Raw genomic sequence first — 18,778 nt, 5'->3', positions numbered from 1 at the left:
CACCCGGCGAGACGGGTTCATCTCCGCCCGCCTGGTCCAGGACATGAACGATCACGTCTGTCTGGTCCAGGACATGGGCAATCACGTCGGCCTGGTCCAGGACGTGGACGTGGGCGACCAGGTCGGCTTGGTCCAGGACGTGCCTGTGGACGACCACGTCGGCCTGGTCACCCGGCGAGGAGGGAACCCCCTCGCCGGGCGGCTGCGCTAGCGCCGCTGGGTGGCCCACTGGCGGATCTTGGCGATCCGCTCCTGGATCTCGGCGGCCGTGGCCTGGGCGATGGGCGGCCCGCCGCACGCCCGGCGCAGGTCCGAGTGGATGACGCCGTGGGGTTGGCCGGTGCGGTGGTTCCAGGCGCCCACGAGGCCGTTGAGCTCCCGCCGGAGCTCGGCGATCTGCTCGTGCGGCGCCAGCGCGGGCGGTGCGCTCTCGGCCTTCTTGGCCTTGGCCGCCTGCTGGTCCGACTGCCGCTTGCGCAGCAGCGTGGCCACCTGGTCGGGCTCCAGCAGGCCGGGCAGGCCGAGGAAGTCCTCCTCCTCCGCCGAACCGACCTCCGCCCCGGTGCCGAACTCGCCGCCGTCGTAGAGCACCCGGTCGAACGTCGCCGAGGTCTCCATCATCTCGAACGGCAGCTCGTCACCAAGGACGTCTGGATTGTCCTTCTTCCTGTTGGCCTGTTCGAGCAGGCTGTCGTCCAGCCCGTCCTCCGGCGGACGGCGGTTGAGCACGTGGTCGCGCTCCAGCTCCATCTCGTTGGCCAGGCCCATGAGGGTCGGCACCGAGGGCAGGAACACCGAGGCCATCTCACCGCGCTTGCGGGCCCGCACGAAACGCCCGACCGCCTGGGCGAAGAACAGCGGCGTGGAGGTCGAAGTGGCGTAGACGCCCACGCACAGCCGCGGGATGTCGACGCCTTCGGACACCATCCGGACCGCCACCAGCCAGCGATCATTGGACGCGGCGAACTGCTTGATCTTGTTCGACGCCCCCGGATCGTCGGAGAGCACGACGGTGGCGCCCTCGCCGGAGATGTTGCGCAGGTGCCGGGCGTAGGCGCGGGCCGCCTCGTGGTCGGTCGCGATGACCAGGCCACCGGCGTCGGGGACACCGCGCCGCACCTCCGTCAGCCGCCGGTCGGCGGCCTCCATGACCTGGCGGATCCAGTCGCCCTTGGGGTCGAGCGCGGCGCGCCAGGCCTGGGAGAGCTGGTCCTTGGTGAGCGGCGTGCCCAGCGTGGCGGCGAGCTCGTCGCCCGCGCGGGTGCGCCACTTCATCTCCCCGGAGTAGGCCAGGAAGATGACCGGCCGGACGACGCCATCGTCGAGGGCCGGGCCGTAGCCATAGGAGAAGTCGGAGACGCTGCGCTTGAGCCCCTCGGTGTCCTCCTCGTAGCCGACGAACGGGATCGGGTTGTCGTCGGACCTGAAGGGCGTGCCGGTCAGCTGGAGCCTGCGAGTGGCCGGCTCGAACGCCTCACGGATGCCATCGCCCCACGACTTGGCGTCGCCCGCGTGGTGGATCTCGTCGAAGATGATGAGCGTCTTGCGGGCCTCCGTGCGCGCCCTGTGGAGGGCGGGGTGCATGGCGACCTGCGCGTAGGTCACGGCCACGCCGGTGTAGTCGCGGGAGGTGGCGCCCTGGCTGTTCTTGAACTCGGGGTCGATGCCGATGCCGACCTTGCTGGCGGCGTCGGCCCACTGGCGCTTGAGGTGCTCGGTGGGAGTGACGATGGTGATCGCCCGGATCACCCCATTGGCGAGCAGCTCGCTGGCGATGCGCAGGGCGTAGGTCGTCTTGCCCGCGCCCGGCGTCGCCACGGTGAGGAAGTCACGCGGCTCGCGCCTGAAATACAGGTCGAACGCCTCCTGCTGCCAGGCACGCAACTTGGGGGCGGTGCCCCATGCGGCGCGGTCGGGGTAGGAAGGCGAAAGGTGGGATGCGGCGAAGGTGCTCACCGCATCACCTCTGGGGTTCGTGTGCTTCGCTGTCTCACAGTGACCCAAGAGTAATCGGGCCCACCGACAAGACGTGCCGTGCACCGGGGATCCTGGCCAAGCTCATCCTTGCGTGCTAAGGGGCGTACGGGGCTTATCGCACGCTCGACATCACCGCGTCGAGCGCCTGCCTTCGGGTGGTTTCTTCGGGTTGGAGCAGGCCAACGAGCAGCACTGCCTTGCCGTCCCGGGTGAGGAGTGTGACACGTAGGTAGGCGGGTGTGTTCGCCACATCCTGGTATTGCGCTCGTAGCGCACGCGTGTGCCCTTGCGGGAGAACTTTGTCCTCCACGATGTCGACCTTGTCGCCTTTGAGCAGCAGCCTGGAGTACAGCTCCGCCGCGTCCTTTGTGGCCTTCGTCACGTCGGCCGTGGGATCGGGGACCGGCCTGGCCATGACGAGCGCGCCTCCGCTCCTGGCGGCCGAAGTGAATCCGGTCACAGGCGGCACCCCGGCCTCCTGCCACCCCGCCGGCAGCGTGATCGTCACCCCCGCCCGAGAGTCGCTCAGGCTCGCCGTCGCGGGCGTTGGGGCGACCAGCCGCAGTACGACCATGACCAGCGCCGCGATCAGCCCGGTGGCCAGGAGCAGTGTGAGCACCGCCCCGGCAGGCCGCCGCCACCGGCGCCCCCGTACCCGCCCTGACAGGCCGGGATCGGCGGGCACCCCGTAGTGGCGGGCGGACGGGGGCAGGGACTCCCAGGGCACCTGCGGATCGCCGTCGTCCCGCTCGAGCCCTCGCCCGGCGGTGCGCCGCAACCGCGGATTCCAGAGATCCTCCGGCTCGTCCCCCTCCTCGCCCTCGGGATCGCCCCTCCCGTGCCACGAATACCCCCCACCGACCTCGTCATCGTCGCTTGCAGACCCCCGCCGCACCCACCCGAGCCCCCCGGCCAGGGGACCGCGCCGCGCGGCCCCGCCATCGCGCTCGGGGCCCCGCCGTGAGGAACCGTCATCGTCCAGGGGGTCCCGCCGTGAAGCCTGGCCCTCGCGCAGGGGATCCCGCGCGGCCCGGCCATCGCGTAGAGGGTCCCGCGCCGTCCCGTCCTCGCGTAGAGGGTTCCGCGCGGCCTCGTCATCGCGCGGGGCGCCCCGCCGCGAGGACCCGCCATCGCGTACGGGCTCCCGCCGCCCGACCCGCGGGTACGGATCCCCGCCCCTGCGCCCCGGACTCGGCGCCTCCTCGCGCCGCTGAGACGCCGTGCCAGATGACCGCTGAGGCTCGGGGTCAGATGGCTGCTGGGGCTGGGGGTCAGATGAGCGTTGGGACTGGGGCTCGGACGACTGCGGGGGCTCGGGGTCGTCGGGTGGAGGTGCGGGAGGTGTACGGCGGTGCCTGGCTCCCGAGCTCGGCGGCCAAACGCGGCGATCGTCCTCCATGACACCTCCTGCCCGCTGTCCTATCACTCCTGCCCGCCCGGGTCCGGCGTTCCGTGATCGCTGTGACAGGAGGGACAAGAATCACCCTTGAACCGGGTCAGTCGGAACGAGTGCGAGAGGCGAGAAGGGTCGCCGCGAGGGATATGGCCGACATCAGACAGCAGATGACCACGAAGCCCCGCGCGATCATCCCCGGGCTGTGCCCGATGACGTTGATCAACGCGCCGCCGAGCCCCACCGCCAGCGCGGACCCCAGCATGTCCGTCACCGAGAGCGCGGCGGAGTTGGCCCCCTGCTCGTTGACCGGCGACTGCTTGAGCGCCGTGACGCTGACCGTGGTCATTCCTATGCCCATGCCGAACCCCGCCACGATCCACGCCGGCACCGCGACCCAGCCGGTGACCCCGGGCAGGACCGACAGCAGCCCGAGCAGTACCCCCGTCATGACGCAGGCGGCTCCCATCCTGATCCGCCTGTGCGGCTCGACCGAGCGCCTGCTCTGCAGGTAGGACCCGGTCGACCAGCCGAGGGCCCCGGTCGTGAGCGCGATGCCCGCCGCCGTGGGGCCGAACGACTTGACCTGCTGGAGGGCGAGGGGAATGAAGGAGTTCACGCCGAAGAAGGCCGCCGAGAACAGGCCCCGCATCATGATCGTGGTCGGCAGCCCCCGGCTGAAGCGCAGAGCGCCCGGCGGCAGCAGCTTGGCCAGGCCGTACCCGAGGCAGATCAGCCCCACCAGGACCGCGACGGCGCTCGGCACCGGCGAGACATGAAGCTTGTCCACGCCGTACAGCAACACGCCCGCCCCACCTGCTGAGGCGGTGGCGGCCACGGTCATCGCCAACGGCCTGGAACGCGCCCCCTCCACCGACCCACCACCCGCGCCAGACGAGCCAGACGAATCGGATGAGCCGAGCGAGCCCGATGACCTGGACGACCCGGACGACCCGGACGGCACCGACGAGCCGGGCAAGTCGGCCGAGCCCGCGTCCCCGGAGGCGTGGGACGCGTCCGGCTCGTGGGCGGGCTTGTTCAGGGCGGGGACCAGCATGACCAGGGCAGGCACCACGAGCGGGATGATCCCGAAGAACACCCACCGCCACCCCCACGTGTCCGCCACGAATCCGGCCACGGCCGGCCCGACCATGGCGGGCACCACCCACGCCGCCGACAGCCCCGCGAACACCTTCGGCCGCACGTCGGCCGGATAGACCCGGGCGATCATCACGTACACGGCGACGATCGTGCATCCCGCGCCCAGCCCCTGCACGGCCCGCGCGGCCAGGAACAACACCTTGGTCGACGCCGCCCCCGCCAGCCCCATCCCGACCACGAACAGCACCACCCCGACCAGGAACGGGATCGTGTACCCCCGCCGGTCCGACCAGAGCCCGGACACCACGTTCGCGAACAGGCTGGCGATGAGGAAGGCCGAGAAGCTCAGGCCGTAGAGGTCGAGCGCGTCGAGTTGCTGGGAGATGACCGGCATGACGACGCCCACCGACATGCCCTCGAAGGCGATCAGCGTGATCACCAGCAGGATGCCGATGGTGGCCGTCCGATAGGCCGAACCGAAGATGCGAGGTTGATCGTACGGAGTGTCGAGTGCCTTCGGTGCTGTCACCCAAACATCCTAGTTGTGCCGCTATTTCAGGACGACGCGCCATCAGCGCGACGCCCATGTCATCGCGACGCCCCGTCAGAGGGCGGGCAGCGAGCCCCGACCCCGGTAGACGGCCCACATCTGGTGCATGCGTTTCGCCTGCTCAGCCGTGAACTCCCACATGCACCGGTCATGCGCGTAGTCCATGTAGTTGTGGATGGGGTCCAGACCCCGCTCCGCGCAGGTCTCCTTGGAGTCTGGGCAGCCTTCCGTGGGCCTGGCCTCGGGTGGGGTGTCGGCGATGCCGTCGCCCGGGTACGCGCAGCCGTTCTCGAAGGTGTGGAAGAGGCCGAGCCAGTGGCCGATCTCGTGTACGCCGGTGTAGCCGCGGTTGTAGTTGACCAGCGCGCCGCCGGGCAGGCTGCGCCAGTCGATGACGACGCCGTCGAGGGTGGGGCTGTCCTTGTACCAGTAGGGGTAGGTGGAGAAGCCGAGGACGAGGTCGCCCAGCTGGCCGATGTAGAGGTTCAGGGTCTCGGGGCCGCCGCGGCGCAGGGCGGACTTCATGGCGCGCTCGTTGCCGATCGGGTCGATGAACCAGGAGGCGTCCTCCTTGACCGAGATGCCGTCGAGGCGGAAGCGCACCCCGGTGGCGGCGCCGCCCAGCGCGCCGCTGTAGGCGGAGTTGAGCGCGTCGATCTGCGCCCTGACGTCCGCGTTGGAGGCCCGCCTGGCGCCGTCGGTGAGTACGTGCACCCAGGTAGGAACGATCACCTCGTCCGGGACCGTCACTCCGGCGAGCCGCTGGGCGAGCTCGTCCAGCACCTGCTCGACGTCCCGTGGCCTGGGCTGCCGCGGCCCCAAGGACCGCGGATCGTCCCCCAGCCCCCCACCCGGCCTGGGCAACCCACCGTCGCGGGCCACGGCGCCATCGTGGGCAGCGCGCAGACCCACCTCGCGCGGCGAGTCCGCGGCGGCGCAGTCAGGTGCGGCCGGGGCCCCCGAGGCGGGACGGAGCGGCGGTGTGAGCCCGGCCGCGAGCAGGCATGCCAACGAGACGGCGGTCGCGCGCCGGGCCATGCAATCCCCCGTTACGGTATGAGTAGGTCCGTATGCAGACCGTAGCTCTACCGTGGGTGATCACACGTGATCAACACTCACTCGTTGTCGTCGTCGCCGCCCGACGGCAGCCCCTCGTAGATCTCCTTGCACTCGGGGCACACCGGATATTTCTTGGGGTCGCGGCTGGGCACCCAGACCTTGCCGCACAGGGCCCGGATCGGCGTGCCGGTTACCATGCTCTCGGTGATCTTGTGCTTGTCCGCGTAGTGCGCGAACCGCTCATGATCGCCGTCGCCATGCGACGTCCGCGGGGTGGTCTCCTGCTCAGGGAGGATCTTCGTGCTCACGCCACCGAGTCTATGCCCGCCTCCGAGCGCGTCTTCCCGGTCGAGATCGTTCAGCCCACCCCTTGGACACGCGTACGGCCCCCGCCACCAGGCGAGGGCCGTACAGATGAAAAGAAGGGTCAGCCCATGTGCACCGGCGCGCCCTCGGTCTTGCGGCCGCTCTTGACGAACAGCGCCAGGACCGCGGTGAGGACCGCGATGCAGGTGCTGACCAGGAAGGCCAGGTGCATGCCGTCCATGAACGCATTGTGCACGGCCCCGCCCACCAGCTTCTGGAGCTGCTGCGGGGTGCCGGCCGGGAGCCCGCCGAACGCGGCGGCCTTCTCCAGCAGCGACAGCTGGTCCGCCGGGAGCCCCTTGGCCGTCTGGCCGAGGTAGCCGGGCAGCTTGCTGGAGATCTCGGAGGCCATGACGGCGCCCAGGATCGCGGTGCCGAGCGCGCCGCCGACCTGCATGGCCGACTGCTGCAGACCGCCCGCGACACCGCTGAGCTGGATCGGGGCGTTGCCCACGATGATCTCGGTGGCGCCGACGAAGACCGGCGAGAGGCCGAACGCCAGCAGTACGAACGGGATGCCGCTCTCGATGAACGAGGCGTCGATGCTCAGCTGCGACATGAGGAACATCGCGGCCGCGGTGATCAGCAGGCCGGTGGCCATCGTGATCTTCGGGCCGACCCTGCCGATCATCATGCCGGCCAGCGGCGAGGCCACGATCATGCCGGCGCTCATCGGCAGCATGCGCAGGCCCGCGTCCAGCGGGCTCAGACCGTGAACGCCCTGGAAGAAGAAGCCGAGGAAGAACATCGCGCCGAACATCGCGAACGCCACCATCATCATCAGCACGGTACCGATGGAGATGGACGGGTTCTTGAACAGCGACAACGGGACCAGCGGCTCCTTGGCCTTGCTCTGCCAGAAGATGAAGGCGGCGATGAGCACCACGAAGCCGGCGATGAAGGCGAGCGTCGTGCTGTCACCCCAGCCCCACTCGGGGGCCTTGATGATCGTCCAGACGAGCGCGAACATCGCGCCCGACAGCAGCACCACGCCGAGCCAGTCGATCCTGGCCAGCGACGGGACGCGGTTCTCCTTGATGAGGAAGATGCCCATGATCAGGGCGATGATCCCGACCGGCGCGTTGATGAAGAAGACGGACTGCCAGCTGACGTTCTCGACCAGGACGCCGCCCACGATCGGGCCGGCCGCGCTGGACAGGCCGATGATGGCGCCCCAGGCGCCCATGGCCGCGTTCAGCTTCTCACCGGGGAAGGCACCACGCAGCAGGGCAAGGGCGGCAGGCTGAAGCAGGGCGCCGAACAGGCCCTGCAGCACGCGCAGCGCGATCAGCGCGCCGACCGGCGACAGGCCAGGAATGATGTCCGACAGCTGCTGGCTGAGGCCGATGCCGATCGAGGAGAGCGCGAACCCCGCAACGCCGATCAGGAAGACACGCTTGTGTCCGAACAGGTCCCCGAGCTTGCCCGCCGTGATCAGGAACACCGCCAGCGCCAGCAGGTAACCGCTGGTCACCCACTGCAGATCGGACAGCGAAGCGCCCAGATCGTGCTGGATGGACGGGTTGGCGATGCCGACCACTGTGCCGTCGAGCATCACCATGATGACGCCCAGGCAGACCGCCAGAAGCACCAGCCATGGGTTGCCGCCCCCGGTCCCCGTCTCCCTGGGGCCGGGCGACGACGGCGCGTCGACCGTCCTCGCGTGAGCCATGAAGTCCCCCTCAATGCCGCCCCATAACGGGGCATAAGTCACTTAAGCCTCAGGTAATCTATGGCAGTCCATGACAGATGACAAACGAGTTTTATTTGTCGGACTATGACTTATGGCACACTATGACAGGAAGGTTTCTAGGGAGTGACGCAAGTGGGTCTAAGGGAACGCAAGAAGGAGAAGACGCGCCTGGCGATCCTCGACGCCGCGCTCGACCTGTTCCTCGAACAAGGGTACGACTCGACCACCGTGGACCAGATAGCGGGGTCGGTCGAGATCTCCCCGCGGACGTTCTTCCGCTACTTCACCAGCAAGGACCATCTCGTGCTCTGGTACCACGACCAGGGCGAGGAGATCATGCAGGAGACCCTGCGGACCCGCCCGGCCGATGAGCCCCCGTTCACCTCGATGATCCACGCGGTGCGCGCGGTCGCGCACGACATGGACGACTCAACACCCGAGGACACGGCGAGATTCCTGAAGTTGCGGCGGCTTCTTGAGGAGAATCCGCGCCTGGTCGGCCTGTCCGTCGCCAGAGGCGCGGAGACGGAGCGGCGCCTGGCCGTCGAGATCGCCGCCCGCAGGGGCGTCGACGTTGCGACCGATCAGCGTTCGCACCTTATCGTCGCGTTCGCGATGTCGATCCTCCGGGTCGGGTTCGAGTGCCCGCAGGCCGACTTGACGGACGTACGGATCATCGTGGACCGCATGGAGGAGACCCTCGAACTCGCCCAGAACGCCTTCCGCCCCGGCTGGGACGTCTAGCTCGGCGCCGGATCGTCGCTCGCGGACACCGCTAGTTCAGTGTCGGGTCGTCCGGGCAGGTTGCCACGAAGGCCAGTTCGCCCGGCTGACGCCGCAGGACGTTGCGCCACAGGGAGCCGGGGTCGGTGTGGAAGGTGTCGCCCACCTCCGAGTCGACGACGTACCAAGCCCCTTCGGCGATCTCGCTCGCCAGTTGCCCGGACGTCCAGCCGGCGTAACCGGCGAAGATTCGCATCTGCGCGATCTCGCCCTGCAGGATCTCCGGCGGCGCGTCCAGGTCGACGGTGCCCAGGCGGGAGACGGCGGGTGTGCCCGCGTGCAGCCTGCGCCAGCCCAGCGGCTCCTCGCCGCTCGGCACCGCGGCCAGGGCCAGCGCGCTGTCGGTCTGCACCGGACCGCCCTCGAACAGCACCGGTGGCCCGGTCACCAGCGGGTCCCACACCGGCAGCACCTGCGTCACCGAGATGTCGCTCGGCCTGTTCAGCACTACGCCGAGAGTGCCGCCGTCGAGGTCGTGTTCGAGGATCAGCACGACGCTACGACGGAAGTTGGGGTCGTCGAGAAGCGGCGTCGCCACCAGTAAACCGCCGACGTAGATCGCTTCCGCCATACCTCCATCATGAAGGGTCAACCCCACATCTCGCTCCCCCACCACCTGGATGTTACTTTCTGTAGTCATATGGGCACCATAGGTATCAAGATCGCCATCCTGTGGGGCTCGGGAGGAGCTAATGCCCATCGCGAACCGTCGCACGCTCGCCCTCCTGCCACTCGGCGCGTGGCTGCTCCTCCCCGCGACCATGGGGGCCTGGGCGGGATCCCATCCCGGTGACCCGTTCACGATGTCCGCCGGGTGGACCGACTGCGGGAGCGGGCGGACGCTGGTCACGTTGCGCAACCAGACTCGCGAGCCGGCCCGCTTCGACCTCAAGGCCGGCTCGACCAGCCTCGCCACCGGATCCATCCCCGCCCGCAAGTCGGTGACCCGGAACGTCCATGTCCGCCGGGGCCACAGCAGGGAGATCGAGGCGTTCTCGGTCACGGCCGGCCACCCTGACGCGCTGATCGACTCGACGCGGGTACGCAACACCTGCTCCAGGCACCGGGGCCGCCATCTCCCCCGCACCGGACACCAGGACCGCCACCTTCCCCGCACCGGCCCGCCGACCGACCTGCTCACCAAACTCGCCACAGCGGGCGGTCTGCTCCTCACGGGCGCGGTCTTCTGGTGGTACAGCTCCATCTGGCCACGCGGATCCTTCTGATCCCACACGACCCGAGCCCGCACTACCTGATCCCGTACGCCCTGGTCGCGCACAGTCCATCCCGTACGACCTAGTGGAAATCGGACATCAAGCAGTTCAGCCCAGGTCGCGGTCGCGGAGGCGGATCAGGGCGGCGAGCAGCGCGGTCAGCGAGAGGATCACTGTCAGGGGCGCCGCGGTGAACGGCTCGCCCGACACCGTGTTCGGCGTGGCCGGAGGCCTCCTCGTGGTGCAGCCGGAGCGTGGCGAGCATCGGGTATCTCGCGCCTGATCCCGTACGGCGACACGACCGGCAAGGCCGTCACCCGATGAAGGCCCCGTTGCGGGCCGCCACGAGAGCGCGCGTCGCCGACCGCTCGGCCGTCGCCTTGTCCACCGGCTCCTTGGTGACCAGCAGGCGGTAGTAGAGGGGGGCCGAGATCGCCCGGATGACCTCGTGGCCGTCGGTGCCCTCCGGGAGCTCGCCGCGCCCGATCGCCAGGTCGATTGATTTGCCCCACTCCGCGATCCGGCGCTCGTAGAAGGTGCTCAGGGCGGCCGCCGCCTCCTTGTCGCAGGTGGCCGCCGCGATGACGGCCTGCAGCGTGGCGCCCAGGCGTTCGTCCGTGATGGCGGCCAGGACGCTCAGGGCGTTGGCGCGCAGGTCCTCCTCGATCGTGCCGGTGTCCGCGTGCGCGGCGGACTGGTCGGCCAGCTCGGTCATGAGGTCGGCCACCAAGCCCGCCGTACCGGCCCAGCGGCGGTAGACCGTGGTCTTCCCGACGCCCGCCCGGGCGGCCACCGCATCCATGCTGAGGCCGTGGAAGCCGTGGAGCACCAACTCGTCCTGGGTGGCTTCCAGAACCGCCGCCCGGACCCGGGCCGTGCGGCCACCGGGGCGCACCGTTCCAGCCAAACGGGAATCCTGTTCCATTAAGGCTCCTTAGCGTGCTAGCGTCATCTCATCTTAACGGAACTAGAGACCCATTAGGGGGATGACATGTCCGTGGCCTTGCAAGCCGTCCGTATGACGGGGCGGCAGCGGCTGGTCCTGGTGCTGTTGCTCGGCTCCCAGTTCATGCTCGCCGTCGACTTCTCCATCCTGAACGTCGCCCTGCCGGTGATCGGCGCCGGACTCGGGTTCGAGCTGGCCGACCTGCAGTGGGTGGCGACCGCGTTCGCGCTCGCGGCGGCCGGGTTCACGTTGCTGTTCGGCCGGATCGCGGACCTGTTCGGACGACGCCGGTTGTTCCTGGGCGGGATGGCGCTGCTCGGGCTCTCCTCGCTGGCCGGCGGGCTGGCCGGCTCGCACGGCATGCTCCTGGTCGCCAGGGTGGCCCAGGGGCTGGCCACCGCCGCCGTCACCCCGGCCGCTCTGGCGCTGCTGACCACCTCGTTCCCCGAGGGGCCGCTGCGGGCGCGCGCCCTGGGACTGAACGGGGCGCTCATGTCAGCCGGATTCACCTCCGGAGCGATCCTGGGCGGGCTGCTGACGGACCTGCTGAGCTGGCGGTGGGCGTTCTTCGTGAACGTCCCGGTCGCGCTCGCCGTCCTGGCCGCCGCCCCGGCCCTGCCCGCCGAGAGCCGCCCCGCGGATCGGCCCAAGATGGACCTTCCGGGCGCGGTGACAGTGACCACGGGCCTGCTGGCCCTGGTGTACGGACTTACCCGCGCGGGCGAACACGGCTTCGCCGACCCGGCCGGGATCGGCGGGCTGCTGGCGGGGGCGGGGCTGCTGGTCGCGTTCTGGTTCGTCGAACGGCGGGCGCAGGCACCGCTGGTGCCGGTGACGATCCTGGCCAGGGCCAGCGTGAAGTGGGGCAACCTCGCGGGGTTGGTCGCGTTCGCCACGGAAACCTCACTGGTCTTCCTCATGACCCTCTACCTGCAGAAGGTCCTCGGCTACTCGCCCCTGGCCACGGGGATGGCGTTCGGCGTGCTCGGGCTCGGCACGGTTCTCGGCGGACTCGCGGCCCCGCGCGTGCTGTCCCGCCTCGGCAACCGCAGGACACTGGCGACCGGCTTCGCGGTGCAGGCCGCGGCGACGGCGGCGTTGGCCCTGCTCGGCCCGGAGGCAGGCTGGATCTGGCTGCTCCTGGTGGCCACCTTCGTCGGCGGTGTCGGCAACATGCTGGCGATCGTCGCCTTCATGGTGACCGCCACCTCGGGCCTGCCCGCCTCCGAACAGGGCCTGGCGACGGGACTGGCCACCATGACGCAGCAGATCGGCATCACGATGGGCATCCCGATCATGAGCGCGATAGCAACGGCCGCCATGGGCACGATCCTGCGAGGAGTGACGACCGCGGTCCTGATCAACGCGGCCCTGGTCCTGGCCATGGCCGCCCACACCGCGCTCAGCAGGGAAGATCGCACAGGAACGCAGCCAGCCGGCCGCTGAACATCTCCGACGAGGCGGGCGCCGGGGACCGGTCACCACCCACGGCCGGCGCCACAACCTCGTCCTGCGGGCGGACTACCGCAGCATCCCGCCGGTCACGAAAACGTCGCCACCGGCTCAGAAGACGCCGTAACGGCGCCCGGCCACGCACCGGTCAGCGGCCGTCTTCCTGGAGGCCCTCAACCCCGGTCGGCGGGTGGCGGTGGGAGCGGCTGTGCCGTAAAAGAAGGCGATTGTCTGCTTCTAAAAAGCAATCAGGCTTCTGTGAAGCCCCGCGCACGCCCACCCGCTGAGTCGCGGACGGCGGCGGCCACGGCCGTCGCCACGTCCGGGTGGAACACGCTGGGCACGATGTAGTTGGGCCCGAGTTCCTCCGGAGACACCACGGCCGCCAGCGCGTGCGCCGCCGCCAGCAGCATCTCCTGGCTCACCTCGGTCGCCTGGGCGTCGAGCAGGCCGCGGAACACGCCCGGGAACGCCAGCACGTTGTTGATCTGGTTGGGATAGTCGGAGCGGCCGGTCGCCACCACGGCCGCGTGCTCGCGGGCGTCGTCGGGCGACACCTCGGGCTCCGGGTTGGCCAGGGCGAACACCACCGCGCCGTCGGCCATCGTGGCGATGTCGTCGCCGGTCAGGATGCCCGGCGCGGACACCCCGATGAACACGTCGGCGCCCTTGACCGCCCCGCGCAGGTCGCCCGAGTAGCCTTCGGCGTTGGTGTGGTCGGCGATCCAGTGGAGCGACTCGTCGAGGTCGTCGCGGCCCTTGTGCACGGCGCCGAGGTAGTCGCAGACGATGACGTTGCGCGCGCCCGCCGCGAGCAGCAGGCGCAGCACCGCGTTGCCCGCCGCGCCCGCGCCCGCCATGGCGATCTTGACGCCTTCGATGGGCTTGCCCACCACGCGCAGCGCGTTGGTGAGCGCGGCCAGCACGCAGATGGCGGTGCCGTGCTGGTCGTCGTGGAAGACCGGGATGTCGAGCAGTTCGCGCAGCCGCCGCTCGACCTCGAAGCAGCGCGGCGCGCCGATGTCCTCGAGGTTGATGCCGCCGAAGCCGGGCGCGATGACCTGGACCGTGCGGACGATCTCGTCGACGTCCTGCGTGTCGAGGCAGATCGGCCAGGCGTCGATGCCCGCGAAGCGTTTGAACAGGGCCGCCTTGCCCTCCATGACCGGCAGCGCCGCCTCCGGGCCGATGTTGCCCAGGCCGAGCACGGCGGAGCCGTCGGTGACGACGGCGACCGTGTTGCGCTTGATGGTCAGGCGCCGCGCGTCCTCCTTGTTGCGCGCGATGGCCATCGACACGCGCGCCACACCGGGGGTGTAGGCCATGGACAGCTCGTCGCGGTTGCGCAGCGGGACCTTCGACACCATCTCGATCTTGCCGCCGAGGTGCATGAGGAAGGTGCGGTCGGAGACCTTGTGGATGACCACGCCGTCGACGGATTCGAGCTGGTCGACGATCTCCTGCGCGTGGTCGGTGTCCCTGGCCGCGCAGGTGACGTCGATGCGCAGCTTCTCGTGACCCGCGTTGGTGACGTCGAGCGCGGTGACCACACCACCCGCCGACTCCACGGCGTGGGTGAGCTGGCTGACGGCCTTGCCGCCTGCGGGCACCTCAAGCCGCACGGTGATCGAGTACGAGACACTAGGGACGGTCGCCACGTCAATTGCTCCTTCGGGACTGACCAAGAAGTTATCCCATGGTAGGGCGGGTTCGGTCAGTCGAGTGCCTCGGCCGCCGTCGCGATCAAATCTACGCACGTCGCTACAGGAATACTCGTACTATCGATAACCAGGTGATATAGGGACGAATCCGACGGGTCCGCCCGATAGAAGTGGCGCACGTACGCCGTGCGCGCGCGGTCGTTGTCCTCGACGATCTTGCGCGCCTCGCGCTCGCTGAGCTCGCCCAGCGTGGCGGTCTGCCGTACCCGGCGTTTGAGCGGAGCGTCGAGCCTGACGTGCAGTGCGCCGGGATGGTCGGCCAGCACCAGGGCCCCCGCCCTGCCCAGGAAGACACCGCCCCGGTCCCGCGCCGTGTCCACGAGCAGGCGTTCGGTACGGCGGACGAACTCCTCCTGCGCGATCGGCATCGCGCCGGGGACGTACATGTCGACGCCGCCGAAGGTGACCGTCGGCAGCCGCATCGCGCCGGAGAGCAGCCGGCCGAGGCCGTGTTCGGCCCGGTCGTCGTGGGCCAGCGCCTCCTCCAGCGTGCAGCCGAGCTCCTCGGCGACGGCGCTGGGGATGGCCCGGTCGACGAAGGGCACGCCCAAGCGTTCGGCCACGGCCGGACCTATGTGGCTACCGGCCGTGCCATATGTCGCCGAGATCGTGACGACCCGCATATAACCAGGTTAGAACAACGCGCTGGACAAAGCTCTACGTGCCTTGGCCAAAGAAGGGTCTTCGGCGGGTAGCGCGTCGAACAGGCCGAGCAGGTGACGCCGGGCCTTGTCCCGGTCGTCGCCCGAGGTGCGCTTGACCACGCCGATGATCCGGTCGAACGCCTCGTCGATCGCGCCCGACAGCATCTCCAGGTCGGCGGCGAGCAGCTGGGCGTCGATGTCGGCCGGGTCCTGCAGGCGACGCTGCACGTCGGCCGGGTCGACGTCGGCGGTCCGCTTGATCAGGCCGACCCCCGCCAGCCCCATCTTCGCGTCCTCGTTGGCCGGCGAGCGGGCCAGCAGCCGCTGGTAGGCCGCCTCGGCGGCGTCGAGGTCGCCCTTGTCGACGGCCTCCTCGGCGGCCAGCACGTCGGGGTCGGCGGGCGGGCCGGCGGGCTCGTCCTGCTGCTCTCCCACGTCGGCCGGGCGGGCGTCAGGGTTGGCCTGGTAGAACTGCTCGACGGCGCCCATCAGCTCGTCGAGCCAGCGGCGCACCTCCTGCTCGGGCAGCACCTGCTGGAAGCCGGTGACGGCCTGCCCCTGGAAGATGGCCAGCACGGTCGGCACCGCCTGCACCCGCAGCGCCTGCGCGATCTGCGGGCTGCCGTCGACGTTGACCTTGGCCAGGATCGCCCGGCCGCCCATGTCGCCGACCACTTTCTCCAGCACCGGGCTGAGCTGGGCGCTACCGGGAGCACGTGGCGACCACAGGTCGAGGACGACCGGCACGCTCATCGAGCGGTCGATGACCTCGGTAGTGAACGTCTCCTCGGTCACGTCGATGATCGAACCCGACGCGGCCGCCTGGGGACCCCCGGCCTCCCGCCGGGACTGTGCCTCGAGTGCCTGCTTACGCGCGCCCAGATCAACGGCTCCGTAGAGCGACCCAGGCCTAGAGAAGTCCGCCATGCTCCTCATCTTGCCGCATGGACGCGGCGGAGAAGTCACCCGCCGCCACCCTCAGCGTGCGCAACCGGTCAAAGAGCTGCCGCAGCTCGTCCTCGCCGTACATGGTCAGACCGAAGTCCGCCGCCATCAGATCGGCCGTGGCCCGTTGTACGACGTCACGTCCGGCGTCGGTGATCTCGGCGAGCACCCCGCGGCCGTCCTGCGGATTGGGCATCCGGCAGACGAATCCCGACTTCTCCAGCCGGTCGATGGTGTTGGTCACACTCGTCGGATGCACCATGAGCCGCTCGCCGATCTTCCACAGCGGAAGGGCTCCGGACTTGCTGAAGGTCAGCAGCACCAGGGCCTCGTACCTGGCGAAGGTCAGCCCGTACGGCTTGAGGAGCGAGTCGAGTTGCGACAGCAGGATCTGGTGGGCTCTCATGATCGAGGTGACGGCGGCCATGGCGGAGGAGGCCCCGAAGTGAGCGCGCCAGGTCTCCGCGGCGCGGTCGATGGGATCGAACGGCAGGTTGAGCGGCTTGGGCTGCGACACAGCGCTACCGTAGCGCGCCGCTCGTCCTGATTAGTATGGTTACGGAGAGCGATCGGACTCACGGCTTGACCAAGAATCCGGACGTCAATCATCACGCTCCGTTATGGTTCTCGCATCGATGGTGACGCGGAAGCCAAGTTCATTCGCCGTGGGGACCGGCTCGAACTGAATCGCTTCCGCCGCGCCGACATCGGGGCACGGGGGGTGCTTGGTGATCTTCAATGGAAAAACGGGTGCGTGAGCACGCGGGCGTTACACGTGAGGAGTTGAAGCAGAGCGCGGCCGTCACGGTTGCCGTGCTCCTTGCGCTCGGCTTGATCGCGGCGTGGAGCGTCCTGATTCCTGGTGTAGACGCGTGGGAAAATATCGTGGCTGCGGTCATCGGTTCGCTCCGGCTGACCGGGCCCGTGGCCGCCGCCTTCGCCGCGTGGGTGGCGATGCGCAAGCGCAGGGCGCTGCGCGGCCGCTCACTGACGACCTGGCGGGCGCTGAAGGCCCCGCTGGCGATCGTCGTGGTGGTGCTGGGCTCGTTCAGCGCGACCGTGCTGGTGCTGGCCATCAAGACGGTGCTCACCGAGCAGTCGGGCCGGCTGAGCCTGGCCGGGCTCGGTGTGGGCATGGCCGGGCTGGCCCTCTACTCGGTGATCGGGTGGATCACGGGCTGGCTGCTGCCCAAGGCCTACACGCCGCCGCTGGCCGGGCTGGCCTGCTACGGGCTGTTCACCTGGCTGGCCGGCGGCCGGGGCTGGGCCGACAAGCTGGCGCCCGGCACGGGCGAGCCGTACGACCTGTTCCAGGGGCTCGGCGGCACGGCGTTCCTCGACCAGACGGTCTGGTTGCTGGGCATCACGGCGGCGCTGCTGCTCGGCTGGGCGGCGGTGGTGACCAGGCAAGCCCTGGTGCTGGCGTGCGCGCTGCTGGCCGTGCTCGCCGCGGGCACGGGGGTGGCCCGGCTGCTGGGCGCGACCAAGCCCGCCGCCGCCCAGGGGATCGCCTACAGCTGCCAGGACTGGCCGATCACGGTCTGCCTGCATCCGGGCATGCGCGCGGGCCTGACCGAACTGGGCGCGGCCTTCACCAAGATCGCGTCGCGGCTGGCGGGCACGCCCGCCGGGTTCACCCGGGTCGAGCAACGGCCGCTGGAAGAGCCGCTGCAGCCGTCCGCCGGGCTCGCGCAGATCCACGTGCCCGACCTGTCGGCGGGCTTCGCCGACGAGGCCGTGTACGAGTACGTCGAGTCGCTGGCCGCCAAGTGCCCCGACACGCCCGCCGGCGGCTACCGCGAGATCGTGGTGGCCTGGCTGCGCGGCGAGCCGCTGCCGGGCGGGCCGCTGCCGGAGCACCAATACGCGGCGGCCTGGTTCTCCGGGTTGAGCGAGCACCAGCGGCGCGAGTGGCTGCGCATGTTCTTCAGCGACTTCCAGGCGTGCAAGCTGTCGAGTACGCACTTCGGCGGCGGGCCGGCGGGTGCCGCGGCGGCTCCGGTGGCGGCCTCGACGGGCTCTCCACAGGTCTATCCGGTCTATCCGAATCCCAGCGACGAAGAGGGCTCTGCCGACTGGGGATCGGAGATGTCACCTAAAAGCTGGCAATGATGATCGATCGTCGGGTAGTCAACCGCCATGACGACTTCCCAAACGGCGCCCCCCGCGGTCACACCGCAGCGGCGCCGCCGGTGGCGATATCTGGCCGGGTTCCTGGTCGTGGTGGTTCTGCTCGTGGTCGGCGGCCGCCTGGCCTGGTCCTGGCTCAATCCGTTCGGCGAGCAGACCATCGACCGCAGCCAGCCGGTGCTCCTGCAATCCATCAAGGACCTGAGCCGGTTCGAGGCGGCGACCGGCAACTTCCAGGTCGTGGTCGACCTGGAGAAGGACGCCCGCTTCCTGCCCGACGCCATCAAGGGCAGCCGGACGCTGTTCGTGGGGGCGGGCAACGTGGACGCCTACGTCGATTTCTCCGGCATGGCGGCCAACGGCGTGACGGTCTCGAAGGACCGTAAGGAGGCCACGATCCGCCTGCCCCGCGCGCAACTGGAGAAGCCGAACCTCGACAACCGGCGTTCCTATGTCTTCGCGCAGCAGCGTGGGCTGCTGGACCGCGTACAGGGCTTCCTGTCGTCGTCTCCGGACGACCAGCGGGAGCTGTACGTCCTGGCCGAGACCAAGATCTCCGAGGCCGCGGCGGCCAGCGACCTGCGGGCCCGCGCCGACACCAACACCAAGGCCATGCTCGAAGGGATGCTCAAGTCGCTCGGGTTCGCCAAGGTGACGGTGAAGTTCGCCGACCAGCCCTAAGTGCCTTAGGTCCTCCGACCGGCGCCCTAGGTATCTCCTCATGTCGGCCTACGACCGCAGATAGGGCATCCGCCCGATGTGGCGGCAGGGGCCTTAGGAGCAATCTTGAAAGTGCCAGGGAAG

General features: G+C 69.6%; 18 protein-coding genes. 6 read left to right on the top strand and 12 right to left on the bottom strand.

Translation table 11 applies throughout. From position 1 onward, the window contains the following. Positions 1–43: 43 nt before the first annotated feature. Positions 44–211: a hypothetical protein gene (locus AB0C30_RS12935; RefSeq protein ID WP_357942747.1), complete on the top strand. Its 168-nt coding sequence runs from the start codon at positions 44–46 to the stop codon at positions 209–211. Here the strand turns inward: AB0C30_RS12935 and AB0C30_RS12930 are convergent. From AB0C30_RS12930 to AB0C30_RS12905, 6 genes are all read right to left on the bottom strand, one after another. After that, positions 208–1,956 carry a DEAD/DEAH box helicase gene (locus AB0C30_RS12930; protein ID WP_357942745.1) on the bottom strand — a complete coding sequence of 583 codons (1,749 nt, stop codon included), beginning with the start codon at positions 1,954–1,956 and terminating at the stop codon, positions 208–210. The two genes, AB0C30_RS12935 and AB0C30_RS12930, sit on opposite strands and share 4 nt — an antisense overlap. Positions 1,957–2,089: 133 nt before the next feature. Further along, the gene (locus AB0C30_RS12925) at positions 2,090–2,755 is read right to left on the bottom strand and encodes a hypothetical protein (RefSeq protein ID WP_357942743.1); all 666 of its coding nucleotides are present in this window, start codon (positions 2,753–2,755) and stop codon (positions 2,090–2,092) included. Positions 2,756–3,473: 718 nt separating this feature from the next. Beyond that, positions 3,474–5,000, bottom strand: a complete 1,527-nt coding sequence (locus tag AB0C30_RS12920; RefSeq protein ID WP_357942741.1) for an MFS transporter — start codon at positions 4,998–5,000, stop codon at positions 3,474–3,476. A 75-nt stretch (positions 5,001–5,075) separates the two neighbouring features. Beyond that, a complete protein-coding gene (locus tag AB0C30_RS12915) occupies positions 5,076–6,059 on the bottom strand; it encodes a zinc metalloprotease (RefSeq protein WP_357942739.1) in 984 nt (327 codons plus the stop codon). Positions 6,060–6,136: 77 nt separating this feature from the next. Beyond that, positions 6,137–6,388: a DUF3039 domain-containing protein gene (locus AB0C30_RS12910; RefSeq protein ID WP_357646610.1), complete on the bottom strand. Its 252-nt coding sequence runs from the start codon at positions 6,386–6,388 to the stop codon at positions 6,137–6,139. A gap of 119 nt (positions 6,389–6,507) precedes the next feature. After that, positions 6,508–8,118, bottom strand: coding sequence for an MFS transporter (locus AB0C30_RS12905; RefSeq protein ID WP_357942737.1), 1,611 nt, complete (start codon positions 8,116–8,118; stop codon positions 6,508–6,510). A 153-nt stretch (positions 8,119–8,271) separates the two neighbouring features. On the opposite strand from AB0C30_RS12905, the gene AB0C30_RS12900 reads away from it, so the two are divergent. Further along, positions 8,272–8,883: a TetR family transcriptional regulator gene (locus AB0C30_RS12900; RefSeq protein ID WP_357942735.1), complete on the top strand. Its 612-nt coding sequence runs from the start codon at positions 8,272–8,274 to the stop codon at positions 8,881–8,883. A 31-nt stretch (positions 8,884–8,914) separates the two neighbouring features. On the opposite strand, the gene AB0C30_RS12895 is transcribed toward AB0C30_RS12900, so the two are convergent. After that, positions 8,915–9,493, bottom strand: a complete 579-nt coding sequence (locus tag AB0C30_RS12895) for a YqgE/AlgH family protein (RefSeq protein ID WP_225290402.1) — start codon at positions 9,491–9,493, stop codon at positions 8,915–8,917. 121 nt (positions 9,494–9,614) lie between these two features. On the opposite strand from AB0C30_RS12895, the gene AB0C30_RS12890 reads away from it, so the two are divergent. Then, the gene (locus AB0C30_RS12890) at positions 9,615–10,148 is read left to right on the top strand and encodes a hypothetical protein (RefSeq protein ID WP_357942733.1); all 534 of its coding nucleotides are present in this window, start codon (positions 9,615–9,617) and stop codon (positions 10,146–10,148) included. Positions 10,149–10,449: 301 nt separating this feature from the next. On the opposite strand, the gene AB0C30_RS12885 is transcribed toward AB0C30_RS12890, so the two are convergent. Beyond that, positions 10,450–11,061 carry a TetR/AcrR family transcriptional regulator gene (locus AB0C30_RS12885; RefSeq protein WP_357942731.1) on the bottom strand — a complete coding sequence of 204 codons (612 nt, stop codon included), beginning with the start codon at positions 11,059–11,061 and terminating at the stop codon, positions 10,450–10,452. Between the two features lie 66 nt (positions 11,062–11,127). On the opposite strand from AB0C30_RS12885, the gene AB0C30_RS12880 reads away from it, so the two are divergent. Continuing rightward, on the top strand, positions 11,128–12,528 hold the full coding sequence (locus AB0C30_RS12880; RefSeq protein WP_357942729.1) for an MFS transporter: 1,401 nt from the start codon (positions 11,128–11,130) through the stop codon (positions 12,526–12,528). 254 nt (positions 12,529–12,782) lie between these two features. Here AB0C30_RS12880 and AB0C30_RS12875 read toward each other — a convergent pair whose 3' ends face one another. From AB0C30_RS12875 to AB0C30_RS12860, 4 genes are read right to left on the bottom strand one after another with little or no spacing between them, the layout of a single operon-like run. After that, positions 12,783–14,192: an NAD-dependent malic enzyme gene (locus tag AB0C30_RS12875; protein WP_357942727.1), complete on the bottom strand. Its 1,410-nt coding sequence runs from the start codon at positions 14,190–14,192 to the stop codon at positions 12,783–12,785. Positions 14,193–14,248: 56 nt separating this feature from the next. Next, on the bottom strand, positions 14,249–14,878 hold the full coding sequence (locus AB0C30_RS12870; RefSeq protein ID WP_357942725.1) for a cytidylate kinase-like family protein: 630 nt from the start codon (positions 14,876–14,878) through the stop codon (positions 14,249–14,251). A 9-nt stretch (positions 14,879–14,887) separates the two neighbouring features. Further along, on the bottom strand, positions 14,888–15,826 hold the full coding sequence (locus AB0C30_RS12865; RefSeq protein ID WP_357942723.1) for a tetratricopeptide repeat protein: 939 nt from the start codon (positions 15,824–15,826) through the stop codon (positions 14,888–14,890). After that, positions 15,810–16,361, bottom strand: coding sequence for a MarR family transcriptional regulator (locus AB0C30_RS12860; protein WP_357942721.1), 552 nt, complete (start codon positions 16,359–16,361; stop codon positions 15,810–15,812). The genes AB0C30_RS12865 and AB0C30_RS12860 overlap by 17 nt, the downstream gene beginning before the upstream one ends. Positions 16,362–16,594: 233 nt before the next feature. Between AB0C30_RS12860 and AB0C30_RS12855 the strand changes: the two genes are divergently transcribed. Further along, a complete protein-coding gene (locus AB0C30_RS12855) occupies positions 16,595–17,956 on the top strand; it encodes a hypothetical protein (RefSeq protein WP_357942719.1) in 1,362 nt (453 codons plus the stop codon). A gap of 27 nt (positions 17,957–17,983) precedes the next feature. Next, entirely contained in the window at positions 17,984–18,655 is a 672-nt protein-coding gene (locus AB0C30_RS12850; RefSeq protein WP_357942717.1) for a DUF4230 domain-containing protein, read from the top strand. The last annotated feature ends 123 nt before the right edge of the window (positions 18,656–18,778 follow it).

Origin of the sequence: Nonomuraea sp. NPDC048901 (genome assembly GCF_040649695.1) — a bacterium.
Taxonomy (GTDB): Bacteria; Actinomycetota; Actinomycetes; order Streptosporangiales; family Streptosporangiaceae; genus Nonomuraea.
This window is presented reverse-complemented; position numbering and strand designations above follow the sequence as displayed.

Coding starts and splice junctions, on each gene's coding strand:
- AB0C30_RS12885 (WP_357942731.1), bottom strand. CDS start 11,061: ATGGAACAGGATTCCCGTTTGGCTGGAACGGTGCGCCCCGGTGGCCGC.
- AB0C30_RS12915 (WP_357942739.1), bottom strand. CDS start 6,059: ATGGCCCGGCGCGCGACCGCCGTCTCGTTGGCATGCCTGCTCGCGGCC.
- AB0C30_RS12880 (WP_357942729.1), top strand. CDS start 11,128: ATGTCCGTGGCCTTGCAAGCCGTCCGTATGACGGGGCGGCAGCGGCTG.
- AB0C30_RS12905 (WP_357942737.1), bottom strand. CDS start 8,118: ATGGCTCACGCGAGGACGGTCGACGCGCCGTCGTCGCCCGGCCCCAGG.
- AB0C30_RS12870 (WP_357942725.1), bottom strand. CDS start 14,878: ATGCGGGTCGTCACGATCTCGGCGACATATGGCACGGCCGGTAGCCAC.
- AB0C30_RS12895 (WP_225290402.1), bottom strand. CDS start 9,493: ATGGCGGAAGCGATCTACGTCGGCGGTTTACTGGTGGCGACGCCGCTT.
- AB0C30_RS12890 (WP_357942733.1), top strand. CDS start 9,615: ATGCCCATCGCGAACCGTCGCACGCTCGCCCTCCTGCCACTCGGCGCG.
- AB0C30_RS12935 (WP_357942747.1), top strand. CDS start 44: ATGAACGATCACGTCTGTCTGGTCCAGGACATGGGCAATCACGTCGGC.
- AB0C30_RS12850 (WP_357942717.1), top strand. CDS start 17,984: ATGACGACTTCCCAAACGGCGCCCCCCGCGGTCACACCGCAGCGGCGC.
- AB0C30_RS12865 (WP_357942723.1), bottom strand. CDS start 15,826: ATGGCGGACTTCTCTAGGCCTGGGTCGCTCTACGGAGCCGTTGATCTG.